The sequence below is a fragment of the Amaricoccus sp. genome (assembly GCF_017993425.1).
Classification (GTDB): domain Bacteria; phylum Pseudomonadota; class Alphaproteobacteria; order Rhodobacterales; family Rhodobacteraceae; genus Amaricoccus.
Genome location: NZ_JAGOMQ010000068.1, coordinates 1 through 14,329 on the forward strand (window position 1 = coordinate 1; position 14,329 = coordinate 14,329).

Consider the following 14,329-nt stretch of genomic DNA (forward strand, 5'->3'; position numbering starts at 1 on the left):
CCCAGAGACGGGCCTGACGCGCCTGCGCCGTAGGATAGCTCCCGCGCGTCAGGCCCGTCTCTCTAACTGGACAAGGGGGTTAAAATTGGACGCCGATCGGGGGTCGAGTTTGCGCGCCGATTGACAAACCAGGACAGGGCAGCGAGTTCAACAGCTTCCTCGCGGAAACCGGAGGACGCAGATTCTACCGAGGCGGGGCGAGGGTCCGTCATGCGGCTTCTCCCTCGTCCCTGGATGAGAGCGCCTGTTCTTCCTCCCAATCGAGACGCGCGGTCTCATACTGAATCGGGTCTAACACATGTAGGATCCGGCTTGGCAAGAACGTCGAGCCCGCAATCTCGGCCGGTTCGTATTGATCGTCGAGCGATGCATTGAAGGAGCCGAAGTCCTCATATCGGCTCTCTTGGGGCACAGCGACGGATGCGAGGGTACGGCTCCAAGCGACATCAAACAAGAAGCTCGCCAAGGTGTCGCACAGGCCGCCCAGCATGATCGCGTGCTGGCGTTCAAGCGTCCCCCAGTCGAGCGATCCACCATGCCGCAGGTTTGGGATATTACTGAGTTCTGCAAGGGCGGATGCTGTTCCGTTGATCGAGCCCAAGAGCTTCGCGATGGCGGTGTTGATCTTGTCGCCGTCGGGATGGTTGGGGACTGAGAAGTCCATCGCCTTGATGATGCGGCTATTGCGCGCTGGAAACTCGAGCACGCCGTTGAGGTCGATCCCGAGCTGTGGTGCGATGGTCTCGTGGACAGCCTCGAAGAGCGTTCTCACGCGATGGAGGCAGAGCTGGGGTTCGCTCTGGATGGTCGCTTCAAGTGCCTCGACATGCCGTCGCAGCGACGCTGCCCGATCAGGATGGGTTTCGATGAGGGCACGGAGCATCTGAAGGGCGAAGGCCATCAGGCAGCAGAGACCTTCTTCTCAACATCGGCGACCCGCAATTCGCCAGAAATTAGCTTTGGGAGAAGAGCATCGCGGAGATCTGCAAGATTCAGGGATTATTGGGTACTGGCAAGCATCTTCGCTATCAGCGGAGATGCGAGTTTATCAAATTTATTCAAGAGATCAGTAGGAGGAAGTTCTTGCGGCTGCTGTCGCATATAGTTCCAGTCTGCCCGTGGCATTCGCGTCCCTGAAGAGGCATTCGATGCGCTCCTTACAAACCTGTCTTGCGAGAAGCTGAAATACAGGAACGAGGCAGGAACTCCTGCGCGCGGCTTGAAGACGAAAATGTCCGACGAGCAAATCCCATCAAATGGAGCGATGGAGACTTTATGGAAGTACGGTCGTAGCTTCCCGAACAGCAAGTCCCCGCTGGCAAAGGCAGTCTTTGCGCTGTCAACTTCCTCAGCTTTTCCCCTCTGCGCGACGATGAGACTTCGTCGCGGGAGGTGATCAAGCCCGATGTAAGGAGTGGCTGGGTCGACTTCTTTGGGAGAGACGATTGATCGACTCAACTCGGCAATGGCATCAGCGTTGTTCGCCCACTCATCCGGCAATCCATTCCCCCCGAGCCTGTCCGGAAACAACGCCGCGACATCGTCCGGGAGATGGGTCGGCCAACCCTCGGCTTTGGCGCGGACCGGGTCGAAGTCGACGAACCAGCTTCTGAACAGCGCCCGCGCCATCGCCTCCAGCGTCTCCGCCATGCGCCGGTTCAGCTCGATCTTGTCGTCGAGAGAGCCGAGTAGCTCCGCCGCCGCCATTTGCTGTTTGGTTGATGGGAGGGTGAACTCGTAAGCTTTGATTTGCCCGCCGCTGATGTGGGGGACTGCCGTGCCAGTCTGCGCTGCAAGCACGTAGTTGGTGAAGTCCGTCGAACGGATTACATAGCCTAAAAATCGTTGATCTACGCCAGGTCTCGCTCGGAGGCGCGCGACGCGCTGAACAAGAAGGCTGGGACAGTCCGCTTCTGTTAAAGTAGCGTGCTTTAGGCCAGCCTCAATCCAAGGTCGATCCATTGCCAGGACGACATCCCCTGAACGAAGCTGGTAGTCCCGATACTCGGAAACAGCGTCGCTGGGCCAACGTTTGGCGCCGTCCCATCTCGTCCGGCCTTGCACAATATTGTCGCCGCGCAGCAGGCGGATGTTACTGGGATCATCGCTGAACGCTGCGCTCTTGAAGGGAAACCCCGTAAGGAGTTCGGCCGCTTCCCCAAGCGTGGTCCGACGACCGTCACCAGCCATAGCCGACTCCGGCTAAAGTTTTGCGGATACGTTCGTCGAGTAGAGCGCCCTCGGCCGTCTGCTCCCGCAGCGTCTCTGTCAGCCGCTTCATGCGGACCTCGAACGGCTCATCCTCTTCATCAGCGGCAGCCGTGCCCACGTAGCGGCCAGGGGTGAGCACGTAGCCCTCCGCTGCAATTCTATCTGTCGTGGCCGACTTGGCGAAGCCGGGCTCGTCCGAATAACGGTCGCCCGTCTCACGCCAAGCATGGTAGGTGTCCGCCACCTTGGCGATGTCCGCATCCGTCAGCACCTTAAGGGTGCGAGTCTGCATCGTGCCGAGGCCGCGCGCATCGATGAACAAGGTCTCATGCCGACGGTCGCGGAGCTTCATGTCGCGCACCAGCCCGTTAGACTTATCGCGGGTGATGAACCAGAGGCAGACGGGTATTTGTGTCGTGAAAAAGAGCTGCCCCGGCAGGCTGACGATGCAATCCACCAGATCGGCGTCGATGATCGTCCGCCTGATCTCCCCTTCGCCCGATTGCTGGCTCGACAGGGAACCGTTCGCCAGCACGAAACCCGCATAGCCATGCGGTGCGAGATGGTGAATGAAGTGCTGCACCCAGGCGAAGTTCGCGTTGCCGACCGGAGGAACGCCGTACTTCCAGCGGTCGCCGGAGCGCAGCCGCTCGCCGCCCCAATCGCTGTCATTGAAGGGCGGATTGGCCAGGACAAAGTCGGCCTTGAGGCCGGGGTGCAGGTCCTCGTGGAAGCTGTCCGCCCATTTCGGCCCGAGGTTCGCCTCGATGCCGCGGATGGCAAGGTTCATCTTGGCCAGCCGCCATGTGGTCGGGTTCGACTCCTGCCCGAAGATCGACACGTCGTTGCGCTGGCCGTTGTGGGCCTCAACGAACCGTTCCGACTGGACAAACATCCCGCCTGAGCCGCAGCATGGGTCATAGACCCGGCCCTTGAAGGGCTGGAGCATCTCGACCAGCAACTGGACGACGCAGCCGGCGGTGTAGAACTGTCCGCCACGCTTGCCTTCGGCGACGGCGAACTGGCCGAGGAAGTATTCATAGACCCGGCCGAGCATGTCCTGCCCGTGATGCTCATCCTGGAAGGTCAGATCGGAGAAGAGCTTGATGACCTCTCCGAGCCTCGTCTGGTCCAGCTCGGGCCGGGCGTAGTTCTTGGTCAGGACGCCCTTTAGGCTCGGGTTCTCGGCTTCGAGGTCGAGCATGGCGCGATCGATCAGCGCGCCGATCGTCGGATCGGTGCTCGTGGCGTTCGCCTTCAGGTAGTCCCAGCGAGCGCCTTCAGGCACCCAGAAGACGTTGTCGCCGACATAGAGGTCCCGCTCGTCGACGAGGCTAACCTCCTCAGGATCGGCAAGCGCCTTCGCCCGCCGCTCCTCGAACCGGTCAGAGATGTATTTCAGAAAGATGAGACCGAGCGCGACATGCTTGTACTCGGAGGCATCCATGTTACCGCGCAGCTTGTCGGCGGTGGCCCACAGGGTTGTCTCGAACCCGTTCACTGCCTTAGGCGGTTGCGTACCTGCCTTCTTCGCTCCTGGTTTCCGCCCTCGCGGCACGTTCTTCTCCCTTGTTGGCTGAAAGCACCTCATCCGAGGTGGATCATGGTTCAACAGCCTCGTGGGCAGTTGGCGCTTTCAGCAGTGTCCATCTGGAGGGCTTCGCGGTCAGGCAAACGGTGTCGATTGCCGGACCAGAATGGCTTGCTTGATCTCGACAGCGTTCACGGCAACCTCCCGCCTCTCCGAGCCGCTTTCGGGGGTTCCCGGAACGCACCCTCTCGGCGCTCCGATCCCAGCTTTGTGAGCGTATAGGGATAGTTTCCCGAAGAAAAGGTCGCCTCTTGCTCGAGTGCCCCCCTCGGATCCCCTGCCGACCGCGCGGATCGTAGTCAGGCCTGCCGGGAAAGAGCGCAACCTCCGCTACATCGCAATGACGACCCTACCGGACGCACGACGTCGATTCAGTTGCCAGAGGTTGATAATGAACCGGTCATTCAGCGATCCGGTATCCTCGCCGCGTCCTTCGCAAGCGTAGCCTTTGTGGGAGCGCCAGGAGGGGAAGATGATTTTTCCCAACAGCTTACCGATCGGAGGGCGGCATTTGGCGCCCCAAAGGGCGCCAAAAACCCCCGAAAAGGGCTGTTATTGCCGGACTCGACAGGACTCACACCCGGAGCCTCAGCCGCAGGCCCCCGTATACCCGCAGCTGGTGCAGAAGTCGCAGCCGTCGCGCTTGATCAGGGTGGCGTGGCCGCAGTCCGGGCAGGTCTTGCCCGCCAGCGCCGGGGCCGCCCCCGGCGAGGGCGCGTCGGTCCAGAGCACCGGCCCGCCATGCGCCGGATACCCCGCCACGTCGAGCACCCCCAGCATCGCGTAGCGATGGATCAGCAGCCGCGCCACATAGGCGAGCGTCGAGGGCTGCACCGCCTGCTTCTCCGACCCCGGAACCCGCGCGAAGAAATCCCCCTGCGCCTCCGGCAGGTCCTTCAGCCCGCGCAGCTTCTTGCCGATCCAGGCCGGGTCGATCACCCGCATGTCGAGCGACAGCGACTTCGTCAACCCGTTGAACTCCAGCGGATAAGCCCCGGAGAACCATACCGAGAACGGCCGCTTGCTGCCGTCGGGCAGGATGCACTCCTTCACGAACATCGCGAAGTCGTCCCCCGTCGCCGGGTTCAGCACGTCGACCGTCCAGCTCAGCGTCCCGTCCACCCCCGACTTCGGCTCCTTGCGCGAGAACAGCGCGTCGACGAGCGGCGTCGCCCCCTCCGGCCCGTCGAACACCCCGAGGCTCTCGCAGCGCCAGCGCACCACATGCGCGAAGGCCGAGACCGCGCCGGGCAGCGGCGTCAGCCGCCCGTCCGGCGGCATCGGCGCCGTCATCGGCGCCCCCGGGGTGCGGCCGAGGCTGTCGAGCTTCATGCGCAGCCATTCCCGGTCGTTCGCCCGCATGTCCATGCTGAGGTTCTTCGCGAGCGCGCCGAGGCCGCGCGGCGTGCGCTCGCCGTTCACCCAGACCTCGAAGGGCCGCGCCGCGCCGTTGTCGACATGGCCGACGAAGACCGCGAAGCGGTTCCCGGGCGATTCCACCATGTAGGTCCAGGACGGGCTCCCCGCCGTCAGCTTCGGCCGGTGCGGCCAGCGCAAGGCCGCCAGCGCCACCTGGGGCGCGTCCGAGATGCGGATCCGCCGGTCCGGCTCCGACTGGTCGAGGTCCTGCGGCGCCGCCGCGGCCGTCGGGTCCGTCGACAGCACCGCCCCGAGCACGCTGTTCGGCCGGTAGGTGGTGATCCCCTTCAGCCCGGCCTTCCACGCCGCCAGATAGAGCCCCTCGAACTCCTCGAAGGGGTAGTCCTCCGCCACGTTCACCGTCTTGGAGATCGCCGCGTCGACGAAGGGCTGGATCGCCGCCTGCATCGCCATGTGGTCCGCCGCCGCGATGTCGAGCGCGCCGACGAAGGCCGGCGGCAGCGGCTCGTTCCCCCGCCGCGCCCGCCAGCGCCGCCAGGCGTGATCCTCGACCCGATACTCCCGCATCGACCCGTCCGCCTCGCGCTTCCGGCGCGTGTAGGTCCAGGAATAGGCGGGCTCGATCCCGTTCGAGGCGTTGTCGGCGAAGGCGAGGCTGATCGTCCCCGTCGGCGCGATCGAGAGCATGTGCGAATTCCGCAGCCCATGCGCCCGGATCTCCTCGCGGATCTCCTCCGGCAGCCGCCGCGCCATCCCCGAGGCCAGCAGCTTCTCCGCGTCGAAGAGCGGGAACCGCCCTTTCTCCCGCGCCAGCGCCACGCTCGCCCGATAGGCCGCGTCGCGCAGGATCCGCGCCGCCTCCGCCGCCCAGGCCCGCCCCTCGTCGCTGTCGTAGCGCAGGCCCATCAGGATCAGCGCGTCGCCGAGCCCGGTGAAGCCGAGCCCGATCCGGCGCTTCGACGCCGCCTCGCGCGCCTGCTCCGGCAGCGGCCAGACCGTCGCCGTCAGCACGTCGTCGAGCATCCGCACCGCGACAGCCGCCGTCGCCTCGAACCCCGCGCGGTCGAACGCCGCCTCCGCCGTGAAGGCGTCGCGCACGAAGCGGCTGAGGTCGATCGAGCCGAGGCAGCAGCAGCCATGGTCGGGGATGGGGATCTCGCCGCAGGGATTGGTCGCCTCGATGCGCTCGCAGTAGTGCAGGTTGTTCTCGGCGTTGATGCGGTCGAGGAACAGCACCCCGGGCTCGGCCGCCTCGTAGGTGTTGCGCATGATCGTCCGCCACAGCTCGCGCGCGCTGATCGTGGCGTAGACCCACATCCCGTCGCCGCGCCGGTGCGCGCCCGCCGCGACCTGCGCCGCCGACGGCTCGGCCTTGTGGACGAGCTCGAACGTGCCGTCCGCCTCGACCGCCTGCATCAGCGCATCGGTGACGCCGACGGAGATGTTGAAGTTGTTGAGTTTTCCCGCCTGGCGCTTCGCCCCGACGAACTCCATCACGTCCGGGTGGTCGCAGCGCAGCACCCCCATCTGCGCGCCCCGCCGCGCGCCGGCGCTCTCCACCGTGGCGCAGGACTGGTCGAAGACGTGCATGTAGCTGATCGGCCCCGAGGCGGCGCTGTCCGTCCCCCGCACCCGCGCCCCCCGCGGCCGGATCGCCGAGAAGTCGTAGCCGACGCCGCCGCCCCGCCGCATCGTCTCCGCCGCCTCGCGGAGCGCGATGTAGATCCCCGGCTTTCCGTCCACATTCTCCGAGATCGAATCGCCGACCGGCTGCACGAAGCAGTTGATCAGCGTCACCTCGTCGATGCCCGCCCCGGCCGCCGAGTTGATCCGCCCGCCGGGGATGAACCCCCGCTCCAGCGCCTCGAGGAACACCGGCTCCCAGCGCCCCGGCTCCGCCTCGACCGCGGCGAGCGCGCGCGCCACCCGCGCCCGCACCGCCCGCGCCATCTCCGGCCCGTCGAGGTCGCGCTCCGCCCCCTTGGCGTATTTCTCGCGCAGGACGTCGAGCGACACCTCCTGCCAGCCGAGCCCCTCCATGGCGTCGAAGCCGCGCGGATCCGGCTTGTTCATCGGGGGCCTCTCGTCGCGGGGTCGGGGGAGAAAAGGATAGGCGCGCGCCCGCGCCCGGTCAATGCGCGCGGCCCCTTGCCGCTCCCCGCCCGGCCACGTATCTTGGGGGTGTCTGGGAGCAGACCAGCTGGATATGGGGCCTCCATGGGCAGGCAAGGGCTCAATCTCATCAAGCTCTGCGTCGGGGCCGAGAGCGTCGAGGACCTCGCCGAATGGCAGGCCGCGCGCATCGCCGAGAGCGGCCACGCGCCCGCCCACGTCACCCGGATGTGGCCGAAGAAGGCCGACGACCTCCTCGCCGGCGGCTCGCTCTACTGGGTGATCAAGGGCCTCGTCCTCTGCCGCCAGCGCCTCACGGGGCTCGAGCCGCGCGAGGGCGCCGACGGCGTCCGCCGCTGCGCCCTCGTCCTCGACCGCGAGATCGTCCGCACCGCCGCCCAGCCCCGCCGTCCCTTCCAGGGCTGGCGCTACCTGCGCGCGGCCGACGCGCCCCGCGACCTCGCCGCCGGCCCGGAGACCCGCGCCGAGCTGCCCCCCGCGCTCCTCGTCGGCCTCGACGCCCTGGGCGTGCTGTGACCCCCACCCGCCCCGCGCTTCCGGCGCCGTCCCGAAGACCCGCCGGGTCGCCGCGCGCCCTCCTCGTCGGGCTTGCGCCGTGACCGCCGCCCGCCTCGCGCTCCTCGCCGCCCTCGCCCTCGGCGCCGCCCCGGCCGCCGCGGCGACGAGCTACGACTGGGACGACCTCGGCGCCCAGTTCTGCAAGCTCTCGACCGGCGGCGCGCTGAACGACATCTGGCCCCTCCTCAGCTCCTCGCTCACCCAGGAGATCGCCTTCGCCTTCGGCCGCGCCGGCGAGGCCCCGCCGCCGACGCTGTTCCAGACCTACTCCGACCCCGTCCCGGTCTGCACCGCCAGGACCCGCAACGCCGCGCTGATCGAGATCAGCCGCGCCGGCCCCCGCGGCGCCCCCGCCTGGACCGAATATCTCGTCGTCATCCCCGAGGCCGACGGCACCACCCGCATCGACGACGTCCTCTTCGCCACCCGCCGCAGCGACACGCTGCGCAGCCGCCTCAAGGCGCTGGCCGGCGGCGGCTGAGCCGCCCCGCCCCGAGCCGGGGCGCGACGCCGAGACAAACCTTTGCCGAATCGGCGGATTTTCTGTATTTTCAGCTCATTTCACAGCAAGCCATAGGTATTCGCATGGCAATATCCCTCGATACCCTTCGACCCGAGTTCCGTGAGCCGATGGCGCAGGTTCTCAAGGATCTCCTGAGCTTCGGCGTCGAGATGCGCCCCTACTTCGGCATCAGGACGCCGAAGGAGCAGGCAATTCTCTGGCGCCAGTCGCGATCGAAGGAGGAGATCGCCGCCGCCGTCCTGCGGCTGAAGCAGGGAGGCGCTCCCTTCCTCGCCGAGACGCTGGAGTCCGTAGGTCCCCAGAACGGCCCCGAGGTCACCAAGGCCCTCCCGGGCCTGAGCTGGCACCAATGGGGCGAGGCGGTCGATTGCTTCTGGGCCGTCAACGGCAAGGCGGAATGGTCGTCCAGCAAGATCATCGACGGCGTCAACGGCTACAAGGAGTACGCCCGCCGGGTGAAGCAGGCCGGCCTCGACGCGGGCGGGCTATGGCCATCGTTCAAAGACTGGCCACACGCGCAGTTCCGCCGCCAGGGCTCGCCCACCAGCGCTGGCATGACCCTTGCCGAGATCGACGCGGAGATGCGGAAGATGTACGGATAGGTCCGACGCGCCGCGGGCGTCTCGGACAGGCGCCCGCGGCGCTCCAGCGGAACGTCGGAAAGGTCGCCCCCGATCCCTTATGCGCGTGAGGCAATGGGGGTCGGGGAGTAGTGCAATCGCTGCGCGCCTGTCCGGCTGGCGCGTAACCGCTCCTGCATCGGGCGGGACAGGCGCCAACGGGCCACGCCCATCCCGGCGGCAGCTTGGTCAGCTCCGAGGCTGCGGCCGGCCTGCGGATAAGCCTGTGGGTAACTTTACATCCATTATATCTCAATGGCATGGCCCGCTTCCCACTGTGGGACGCTGTCTCACCCCCGCCGCCCCAGCGCCCCGATCTCGTCGAGCAGCGCCTCCGCCGCCACGTCCGGGGCGACCCTGCCCTCGCCCACCGCCCGGGCGAGCGCGCCCCGCCGCGCCGACAGCGCCGGGTCGGCCGCGAGGCGCGCGAGCAGCCCCGTCTCGATCGCCTCGGCGAACCAGCGCTCCGCCTGCGCCCGCCGCCGCGCCGCGAAGGCCCCGCCCTCCCGCCGCGCCGCGGCCAGCCGCAGCACGTCCGCCCAGGCCTCGTCGAGCCCCTTCCCGGTCAGCGCCGACACGCAAGCCGCGCTCGGGAACCCCTCCGGATCCCCCGCCTTGCGCCGCATCAGCCGCAGCGCCCCGGCATAGTCGGCCCGCGTCCGCATCGCCGCCGCCTCCAGCCCACCGTCGGCCTTGTTGACGAGGATGAGGTCGGCCATCTCCATCACCCCCCGCTTCACCCCCTGCAGCTCGTCGCCCCCCGCAGGCGCCAGCAGCAGCACGAAGACGTCGGTCATCTCCGCGACCAGCGTCTCCGACTGGCCGACCCCCACCGTCTCGACGATCACCGTCTCCGCCCCCCAGGCCTCGACGACGAGGATCGTCTCGCGCGTCCGCCGCCCGACGCCCCCGAGCGCCGCCTGGCTCGGCGAGGGCCGGATGAACACGCCCGGCGCCCGCGCCAGCCGCTCCATCCGGGTCTTGTCCCCGAGGATCGAGCCGCCCGAGCGCGCCGAGGACGGATCGACCGCCAGCACCGCCAGCCGCCCGCCCGCCTCGGCCAGCCGCAGCCCCAGCGCCTCGATGAAGCTCGACTTGCCCACCCCCGGCGTGCCGCTCAAGCCTACCCGCAGCGCCGCCGGCTCCCGCGGCGGCAGCCGCGACAGGAGCGCGCGGGCCGCCTCCCGGTGGTCCGCCCGCGTCGATTCCACCAGCGTGATCGCCCGCGCCAGCGCGCGCCGGTCGCCCGCCAGCAGGCGCTCCGCCAGCGCCGCGGCCTCCTCGCCGTCGATCCGCCTCAAGATTCCGTCACCGCCCGAACCGCCGCCCCTTGGCCTCGCCGCCGGATCTTGGCATACCCCGCCGCGAAAGCCGCATGCAACCGCGCTCGCCCTCCGGTGGCGAGCGCGTCCCGGGAAGGACGAGCGTCCATGCCTCTGCGTCCCCTCCGCCTCGCCGCCGCCGCGGCCGCGTTCCTCGCCGCCGGCGCGGCCACCGAGGCCGGCGTGGCCGGCGCGCAGGTCTACGACCTCGCCATCTCGGGGATCCCGATCGGCACGGTCACGCTCCACGGCGAGCAGTCCGGCCGCGACTACGCGGCGACCGGCAAGATCACCCCCTCCGCGCTGATCAGCGCGCTGACGAGCTACAGCTTCGACGGCGCGGCGACCGGCGTCGTCGACGGCAAGGGCGCCGTCCGCCCCACCCGCTTCAGGGCCGATTCCACCTCGCCCCGCGCCGCCCGCCGCACCGAGATCGAGTGGCGCGACGGCACGCCGGTCCGCGTCTCCGTCGTCCCCCCGCGCAAGCACGCCCCCGACCCGGACGGCGTCGTCGGCGCCCTCGACCCGGTCTCGGCGAGCTTCGCGCTCCTGCGCGACGCCCCCGTCGAGCGCATCTGCGCCACCAGCATCGACGTCTTCGACGGCTCCCGCCGCTCCCGCCTGACGCTGGCGAAGCCGGTGGCCACCGCCGACGGCCGCTTCAGCTGCGCCGGCACCTACGCCCAGCTCGAGGGCGAGAAGCAGAGCTTCGCCACCGAATCCGAATACCCCTTCACCCTGATCTTCGCCCCCGGCGAGGGCGAGATGCTCCGCCTCGAGCGCATCGAGACGCGCACCCGCTTCGGCCCCGCCGTCGTCACCCGCCGCGGCTGACCCCGCCCTTGCCCCCGCCGCCGCCCCTCGCCGCGGCCGACCCCACCCCGGCCCCGCCCGCATCCGCCGTCTCGGCCGCCCTGGCCCTGACCCCGCCGCCGCCACCCGGCTTGCGCCACCTCGCCTCGCCCCTGTCTCCGTCCTCCGGCCCGGCCGCCCTCGTGCCGGCCCTGCCTCCATCCCCGGGCCCAGCCGCCCTCGCCTCGACCCTGCCGCCGTCCGCCGGCGCGGCCGCCCTCACCTCGACCCTGTCGCCATCTCCCGCCGTGGGTGACCTCGCCTCGGCCCTGTCTCCGTCCCCCGACGCGGCCGCCCCCGGGCCGGCCCTGCCTCCATCCCCGGGCCCGGCCGCTCTCGCCTCGGCCCTGCGGCCGTCCCGCCACGCGACTGCCTCGGCGCCGTCGTCCCCCGGCGCGAGCGATTCCGGCTCCGCCCTTCCATCGCCGCGTAGCTCCGCCAGCCCGCCCCCCGCCCCGGCGAGCGCGCCGTGAGCCTGCCCGTCGAGCCCGCGCTGCCGGCGCTCGCCGCCGCGCTTCGCGACCACGGCTGCGCCGTGCTGCACGCGCCCCCCGGGGCCGGCAAGACCACCCGCGTGCCGCTCCGCCTCCTCGACGAGGGCTGGCCCGGCCGCATCGTCCTCCTCGAGCCCCGCCGCGTCGCCGCCCGCGCCGCCGCCGAGCGGCTGGCCGAGGCGCTCGGCGAGCCCGTCGGGCGCAGCGTCGGCTACCGCATCCGCGGCGAGAGCGTGCCCGGCGCGCGCATCGAGGTGGTCACCGAGGGCGTGCTGACCCGGATGCTCCAGTCCGACCCCGAGCTCGCCGGCGTCGCCTGCGTGATCTTCGACGAGTTCCACGAACGCGCGCTGCAGGCCGACCTCGGCCTCGCGCTGGCCATCGAGGTCCGCGGCGCGCTCCGCCCGGATCTCCGCCTCCTCGTCATGTCGGCGACCCTCGACGTCGGCCCCGTCGCCGCCCTCCTCGGCGGGGCCCCCGTCGTCGCCGCCGAGGGCCGCGCCTTCCCGGTCGAGACCATCTGGCTCGACCGCCCCTGGTCGCGCCCCGGCCCGGGCGGCCCCCGCTTCGAGGCCGCCTCCGCCGATCTCGTCCGCGCCGCGCTGGCCGAGGCCGAGGGCGGCGTCCTCGTCTTCCTCCCCGGCCAGGCCGAGATCGCCCGCGTCGCCGCCGCGCTCGCGCCCGGCCTCCCCGCCGACGTCGCGCTCCAGCCGCTGCACGGCGGCCTGCCCTTCGCCCGCCAGCGCGCCGCCCTCGCGCCGCTGCCCGGCCGCCGCCGGCTGGTCCTCGCCACCGCGATCGCCGAGACCTCGCTGACCATCCCCGACATCCGCGCCGTCGTCGACGCCGGCCGCGCCCGCCGCGCCCGCTTCGACCCCGGCTCCGGCATGTCCCGCCTCGTCACCGAGCGCGTCACCCGCGCCGAGGCCGAGCAGCGCCGCGGCCGCGCCGGCCGCGTCGCCCCCGGCCGCTGCTACCGGATGTGGACCCGCGGCGAGGAAGGCGCGCTGGCCGCCTTCCCGCCGCCGGAGATCGCCGCCGCCGACCTCGCCGGCCTCGCGCTCGAGCTCGCGCTCTGGGGCGCCCGCGACGCGGCCGGCCTCGCCTTCCTCACGCCGCCGCCCGCGCCCGCCCTCGCCGAGGCCCGGGCGCTCCTCGCCGACCTCGGGGCCCTCGACGCCCTCGACGGCGCGCCCGGCGGCGGCGGCGCGATCACCGCCCACGGCCGCCGCCTCGCCGCCCTGCCGCTGCATCCCCGCCTCGGCCACATGCTGCTGACCGCCGCCGACCACGGCGCCGGGGCGCTGGCCGCGGACCTCGCCGCGCTCCTGCAAGCCCGCGACCCGGTCCGCGGCGCCGCCGGCCGCGCCCCCGCCGACGTGGCGCTCCGCCTCGCCGCCCTCGCCGACCCCGCCCGCGCCGAGGCCGAGCGCCCGGTGACCGTCGACCGCGCCGGCGTCGACGTCATCCGCGCCGAGGCCCGCCGCCTCCGCCCCCTCGCCCGCCGCACCCCCTCTCCGGCCGCTGCCGCCGCCCGCGACCTCGCCGGCGCCTCCCCGCCGGGTCCGCTTCCCGGCGCCTCGCGCGACCCCGGCCTCCCGCCCGCATCCGCCTCCGCCGCCCCGGACCCCCACGGCGGGAGCCCCGGCCCAGCCCCCGCCGCCTCCCCGGGCCCCGGCCTCTCCCCCGGCGCCGCCCTCTCCCTCGCCTATCCCGACCGCATCGGCCGCCGGCGCCCCGGCGAGGCCCCGCGCTTCCTGCTCTCCGGCGGCAAGGGCGCGGCCCTGCCCGAGACCGACCCGCTCGCCGGCGCGCCGTTCCTCGTCGCCGCCGACCTCGACGGCGACCCGCGCGAGGCCGCCATCCGCCTCGCCGCGCCGCTGACCGAGGCCGAGATCCGCGCCCTTCACGCCGACCGCCTCCGCCGCGAGACCACCTGCGCCTGGTCCCGCCGCGACCGCGCCGTCCGCGCCCGCGAGCGCCTGACCCTCGGCGCCGTCGCGCTGGAGGACCGCCCCTGGACCGCGCCCCCCGAGGCGATCGCCGCCGCCGTCGCCGAGGGCGTCCGCGACCTCGGCCCCGACGCGCTGCCCTGGACCCCGGCGCTCCGCCGCCTCGCCGCCCGCGTCGAATGGCTCCGCGCCCAGAGCGAGCCGCTGCCCGATTTCTCCGACGCGGGCCTGACGGCGGACCTCGACGACTGGCTCGCGCCCTTCCTCGCCGGGATCACGCGCGCCGGGCAGTTCGACCGCATCCCCCTCGGCGCCGCCCTCGACGCCCGCCTGGGCCGCGACAGCCGCCTCCGCCTCGACCGCCTGGCGCCGCCCGAGATCGTCGCCCCGACCGGCACGCGGCTCCCCGTCGACTACGCCGGCGCCGCCCCCTCCGTCGCCGTGCGCCTCCAGGAGATGTTCGGCCTGACCGTCCACCCGACCGTCGGCCCCGCCCGCACGCCCCTCGTCCTCGAGCTCCTCTCCCCCGCGCAGCGCCCGGTGCAGACCACCGCCGACCTCCCCGGCTTCTGGGCTTCCTCCTACGCCGACGTCCGCCGCGAGCTCCGCGGCCGCTACCCCCGCCACCCCTGGCCCGAGGATCCCGCCGCCGCCGCCCCCACCCGCCGCGCCAAGCCGCGCGGGACCTGAAGG

10 protein-coding genes are annotated in these 14,329 nt (G+C 71.2%); 5 read left to right on the top strand and 5 right to left on the bottom strand.

Going from position 1 to position 14,329, the window contains the following annotated elements; all coding sequences use genetic code 11:
- Positions 1 to 208: 208 nt before the first annotated feature.
- From KBB57_RS19205 to KBB57_RS19220, 4 genes are all read right to left on the bottom strand, one after another.
- Positions 209 to 901 (bottom strand): abortive infection family protein, encoded by a 693-nt coding sequence (locus KBB57_RS19205; RefSeq protein WP_290753790.1) that lies wholly within the window; start codon positions 899 to 901, stop codon positions 209 to 211.
- Positions 902 to 999: 98 nt separating this feature from the next.
- The gene (locus KBB57_RS19210) at positions 1,000 to 2,190 is read right to left on the bottom strand and encodes a restriction endonuclease subunit S (RefSeq protein WP_290753793.1); all 1,191 of its coding nucleotides are present in this window, start codon (positions 2,188 to 2,190) and stop codon (positions 1,000 to 1,002) included.
- The gene (locus tag KBB57_RS19215) at positions 2,180 to 3,712 is read right to left on the bottom strand and encodes a class I SAM-dependent DNA methyltransferase (RefSeq protein WP_290753796.1); all 1,533 of its coding nucleotides are present in this window, start codon (positions 3,710 to 3,712) and stop codon (positions 2,180 to 2,182) included. The genes KBB57_RS19210 and KBB57_RS19215 overlap by 11 nt, the downstream gene beginning before the upstream one ends.
- Before the next feature lie 678 nt (positions 3,713 to 4,390).
- Entirely contained in the window at positions 4,391 to 7,255 is a 2,865-nt protein-coding gene (locus tag KBB57_RS19220) for an adenosylcobalamin-dependent ribonucleoside-diphosphate reductase (RefSeq protein WP_290753799.1), read from the bottom strand.
- A 144-nt stretch (positions 7,256 to 7,399) separates the two neighbouring features.
- Between KBB57_RS19220 and KBB57_RS19225 the strand changes: the two genes are divergently transcribed.
- The 3 genes from KBB57_RS19225 (at position 7,400) to KBB57_RS19235 (ending at position 8,998) form a co-directional block, all read left to right on the top strand.
- Positions 7,400 to 7,831 carry a DUF1489 domain-containing protein gene (locus KBB57_RS19225; protein WP_290753802.1) on the top strand — a complete coding sequence of 144 codons (432 nt, stop codon included), beginning with the start codon at positions 7,400 to 7,402 and terminating at the stop codon, positions 7,829 to 7,831.
- A gap of 79 nt (positions 7,832 to 7,910) precedes the next feature.
- Positions 7,911 to 8,354 (top strand): hypothetical protein, encoded by a 444-nt coding sequence (locus KBB57_RS19230; protein ID WP_290753804.1) that lies wholly within the window; start codon positions 7,911 to 7,913, stop codon positions 8,352 to 8,354.
- A 104-nt stretch (positions 8,355 to 8,458) separates the two neighbouring features.
- Positions 8,459 to 8,998, top strand: a complete 540-nt coding sequence (locus KBB57_RS19235; protein ID WP_290753806.1) for a M15 family metallopeptidase — start codon at positions 8,459 to 8,461, stop codon at positions 8,996 to 8,998.
- Between the two features lie 308 nt (positions 8,999 to 9,306).
- On the opposite strand, the gene meaB is transcribed toward KBB57_RS19235, so the two are convergent.
- Complete coding sequence (gene meaB / locus KBB57_RS19240) at positions 9,307 to 10,308, bottom strand: methylmalonyl Co-A mutase-associated GTPase MeaB (protein WP_290753812.1); 1,002 nt, start codon at positions 10,306 to 10,308, stop codon at positions 9,307 to 9,309.
- A 138-nt stretch (positions 10,309 to 10,446) separates the two neighbouring features.
- On the opposite strand from meaB, the gene KBB57_RS19245 reads away from it, so the two are divergent.
- Both KBB57_RS19245 and hrpB read left to right on the top strand, forming a co-directional pair.
- Entirely contained in the window at positions 10,447 to 11,172 is a 726-nt protein-coding gene (locus tag KBB57_RS19245; RefSeq protein ID WP_290753808.1) for a DUF3108 domain-containing protein, read from the top strand.
- Positions 11,173 to 11,659: 487 nt separating this feature from the next.
- Entirely contained in the window at positions 11,660 to 14,326 is a 2,667-nt protein-coding gene (gene hrpB / locus KBB57_RS19250) for an ATP-dependent helicase HrpB (protein ID WP_290753810.1), read from the top strand.
- Positions 14,327 to 14,329 lie beyond the last annotated feature (3 nt).

Bases quoted from the DNA above. Each gene is read 5' to 3' on its own strand.
- KBB57_RS19235 (WP_290753806.1), top strand. From the start codon at position 8,459: ATGGCAATATCCCTCGATACCCTTCGACCCGAGTTCCGTGAGCCGATG.
- KBB57_RS19245 (WP_290753808.1), top strand. From the start codon at position 10,447: ATGCCTCTGCGTCCCCTCCGCCTCGCCGCCGCCGCGGCCGCGTTCCTC.
- KBB57_RS19210 (WP_290753793.1), bottom strand. From the start codon at position 2,190: ATGGCTGGTGACGGTCGTCGGACCACGCTTGGGGAAGCGGCCGAACTC.
- KBB57_RS19205 (WP_290753790.1), bottom strand. From the start codon at position 901: ATGGCCTTCGCCCTTCAGATGCTCCGTGCCCTCATCGAAACCCATCCT.
- KBB57_RS19225 (WP_290753802.1), top strand. From the start codon at position 7,400: ATGGGCAGGCAAGGGCTCAATCTCATCAAGCTCTGCGTCGGGGCCGAG.
- KBB57_RS19220 (WP_290753799.1), bottom strand. From the start codon at position 7,255: ATGAACAAGCCGGATCCGCGCGGCTTCGACGCCATGGAGGGGCTCGGC.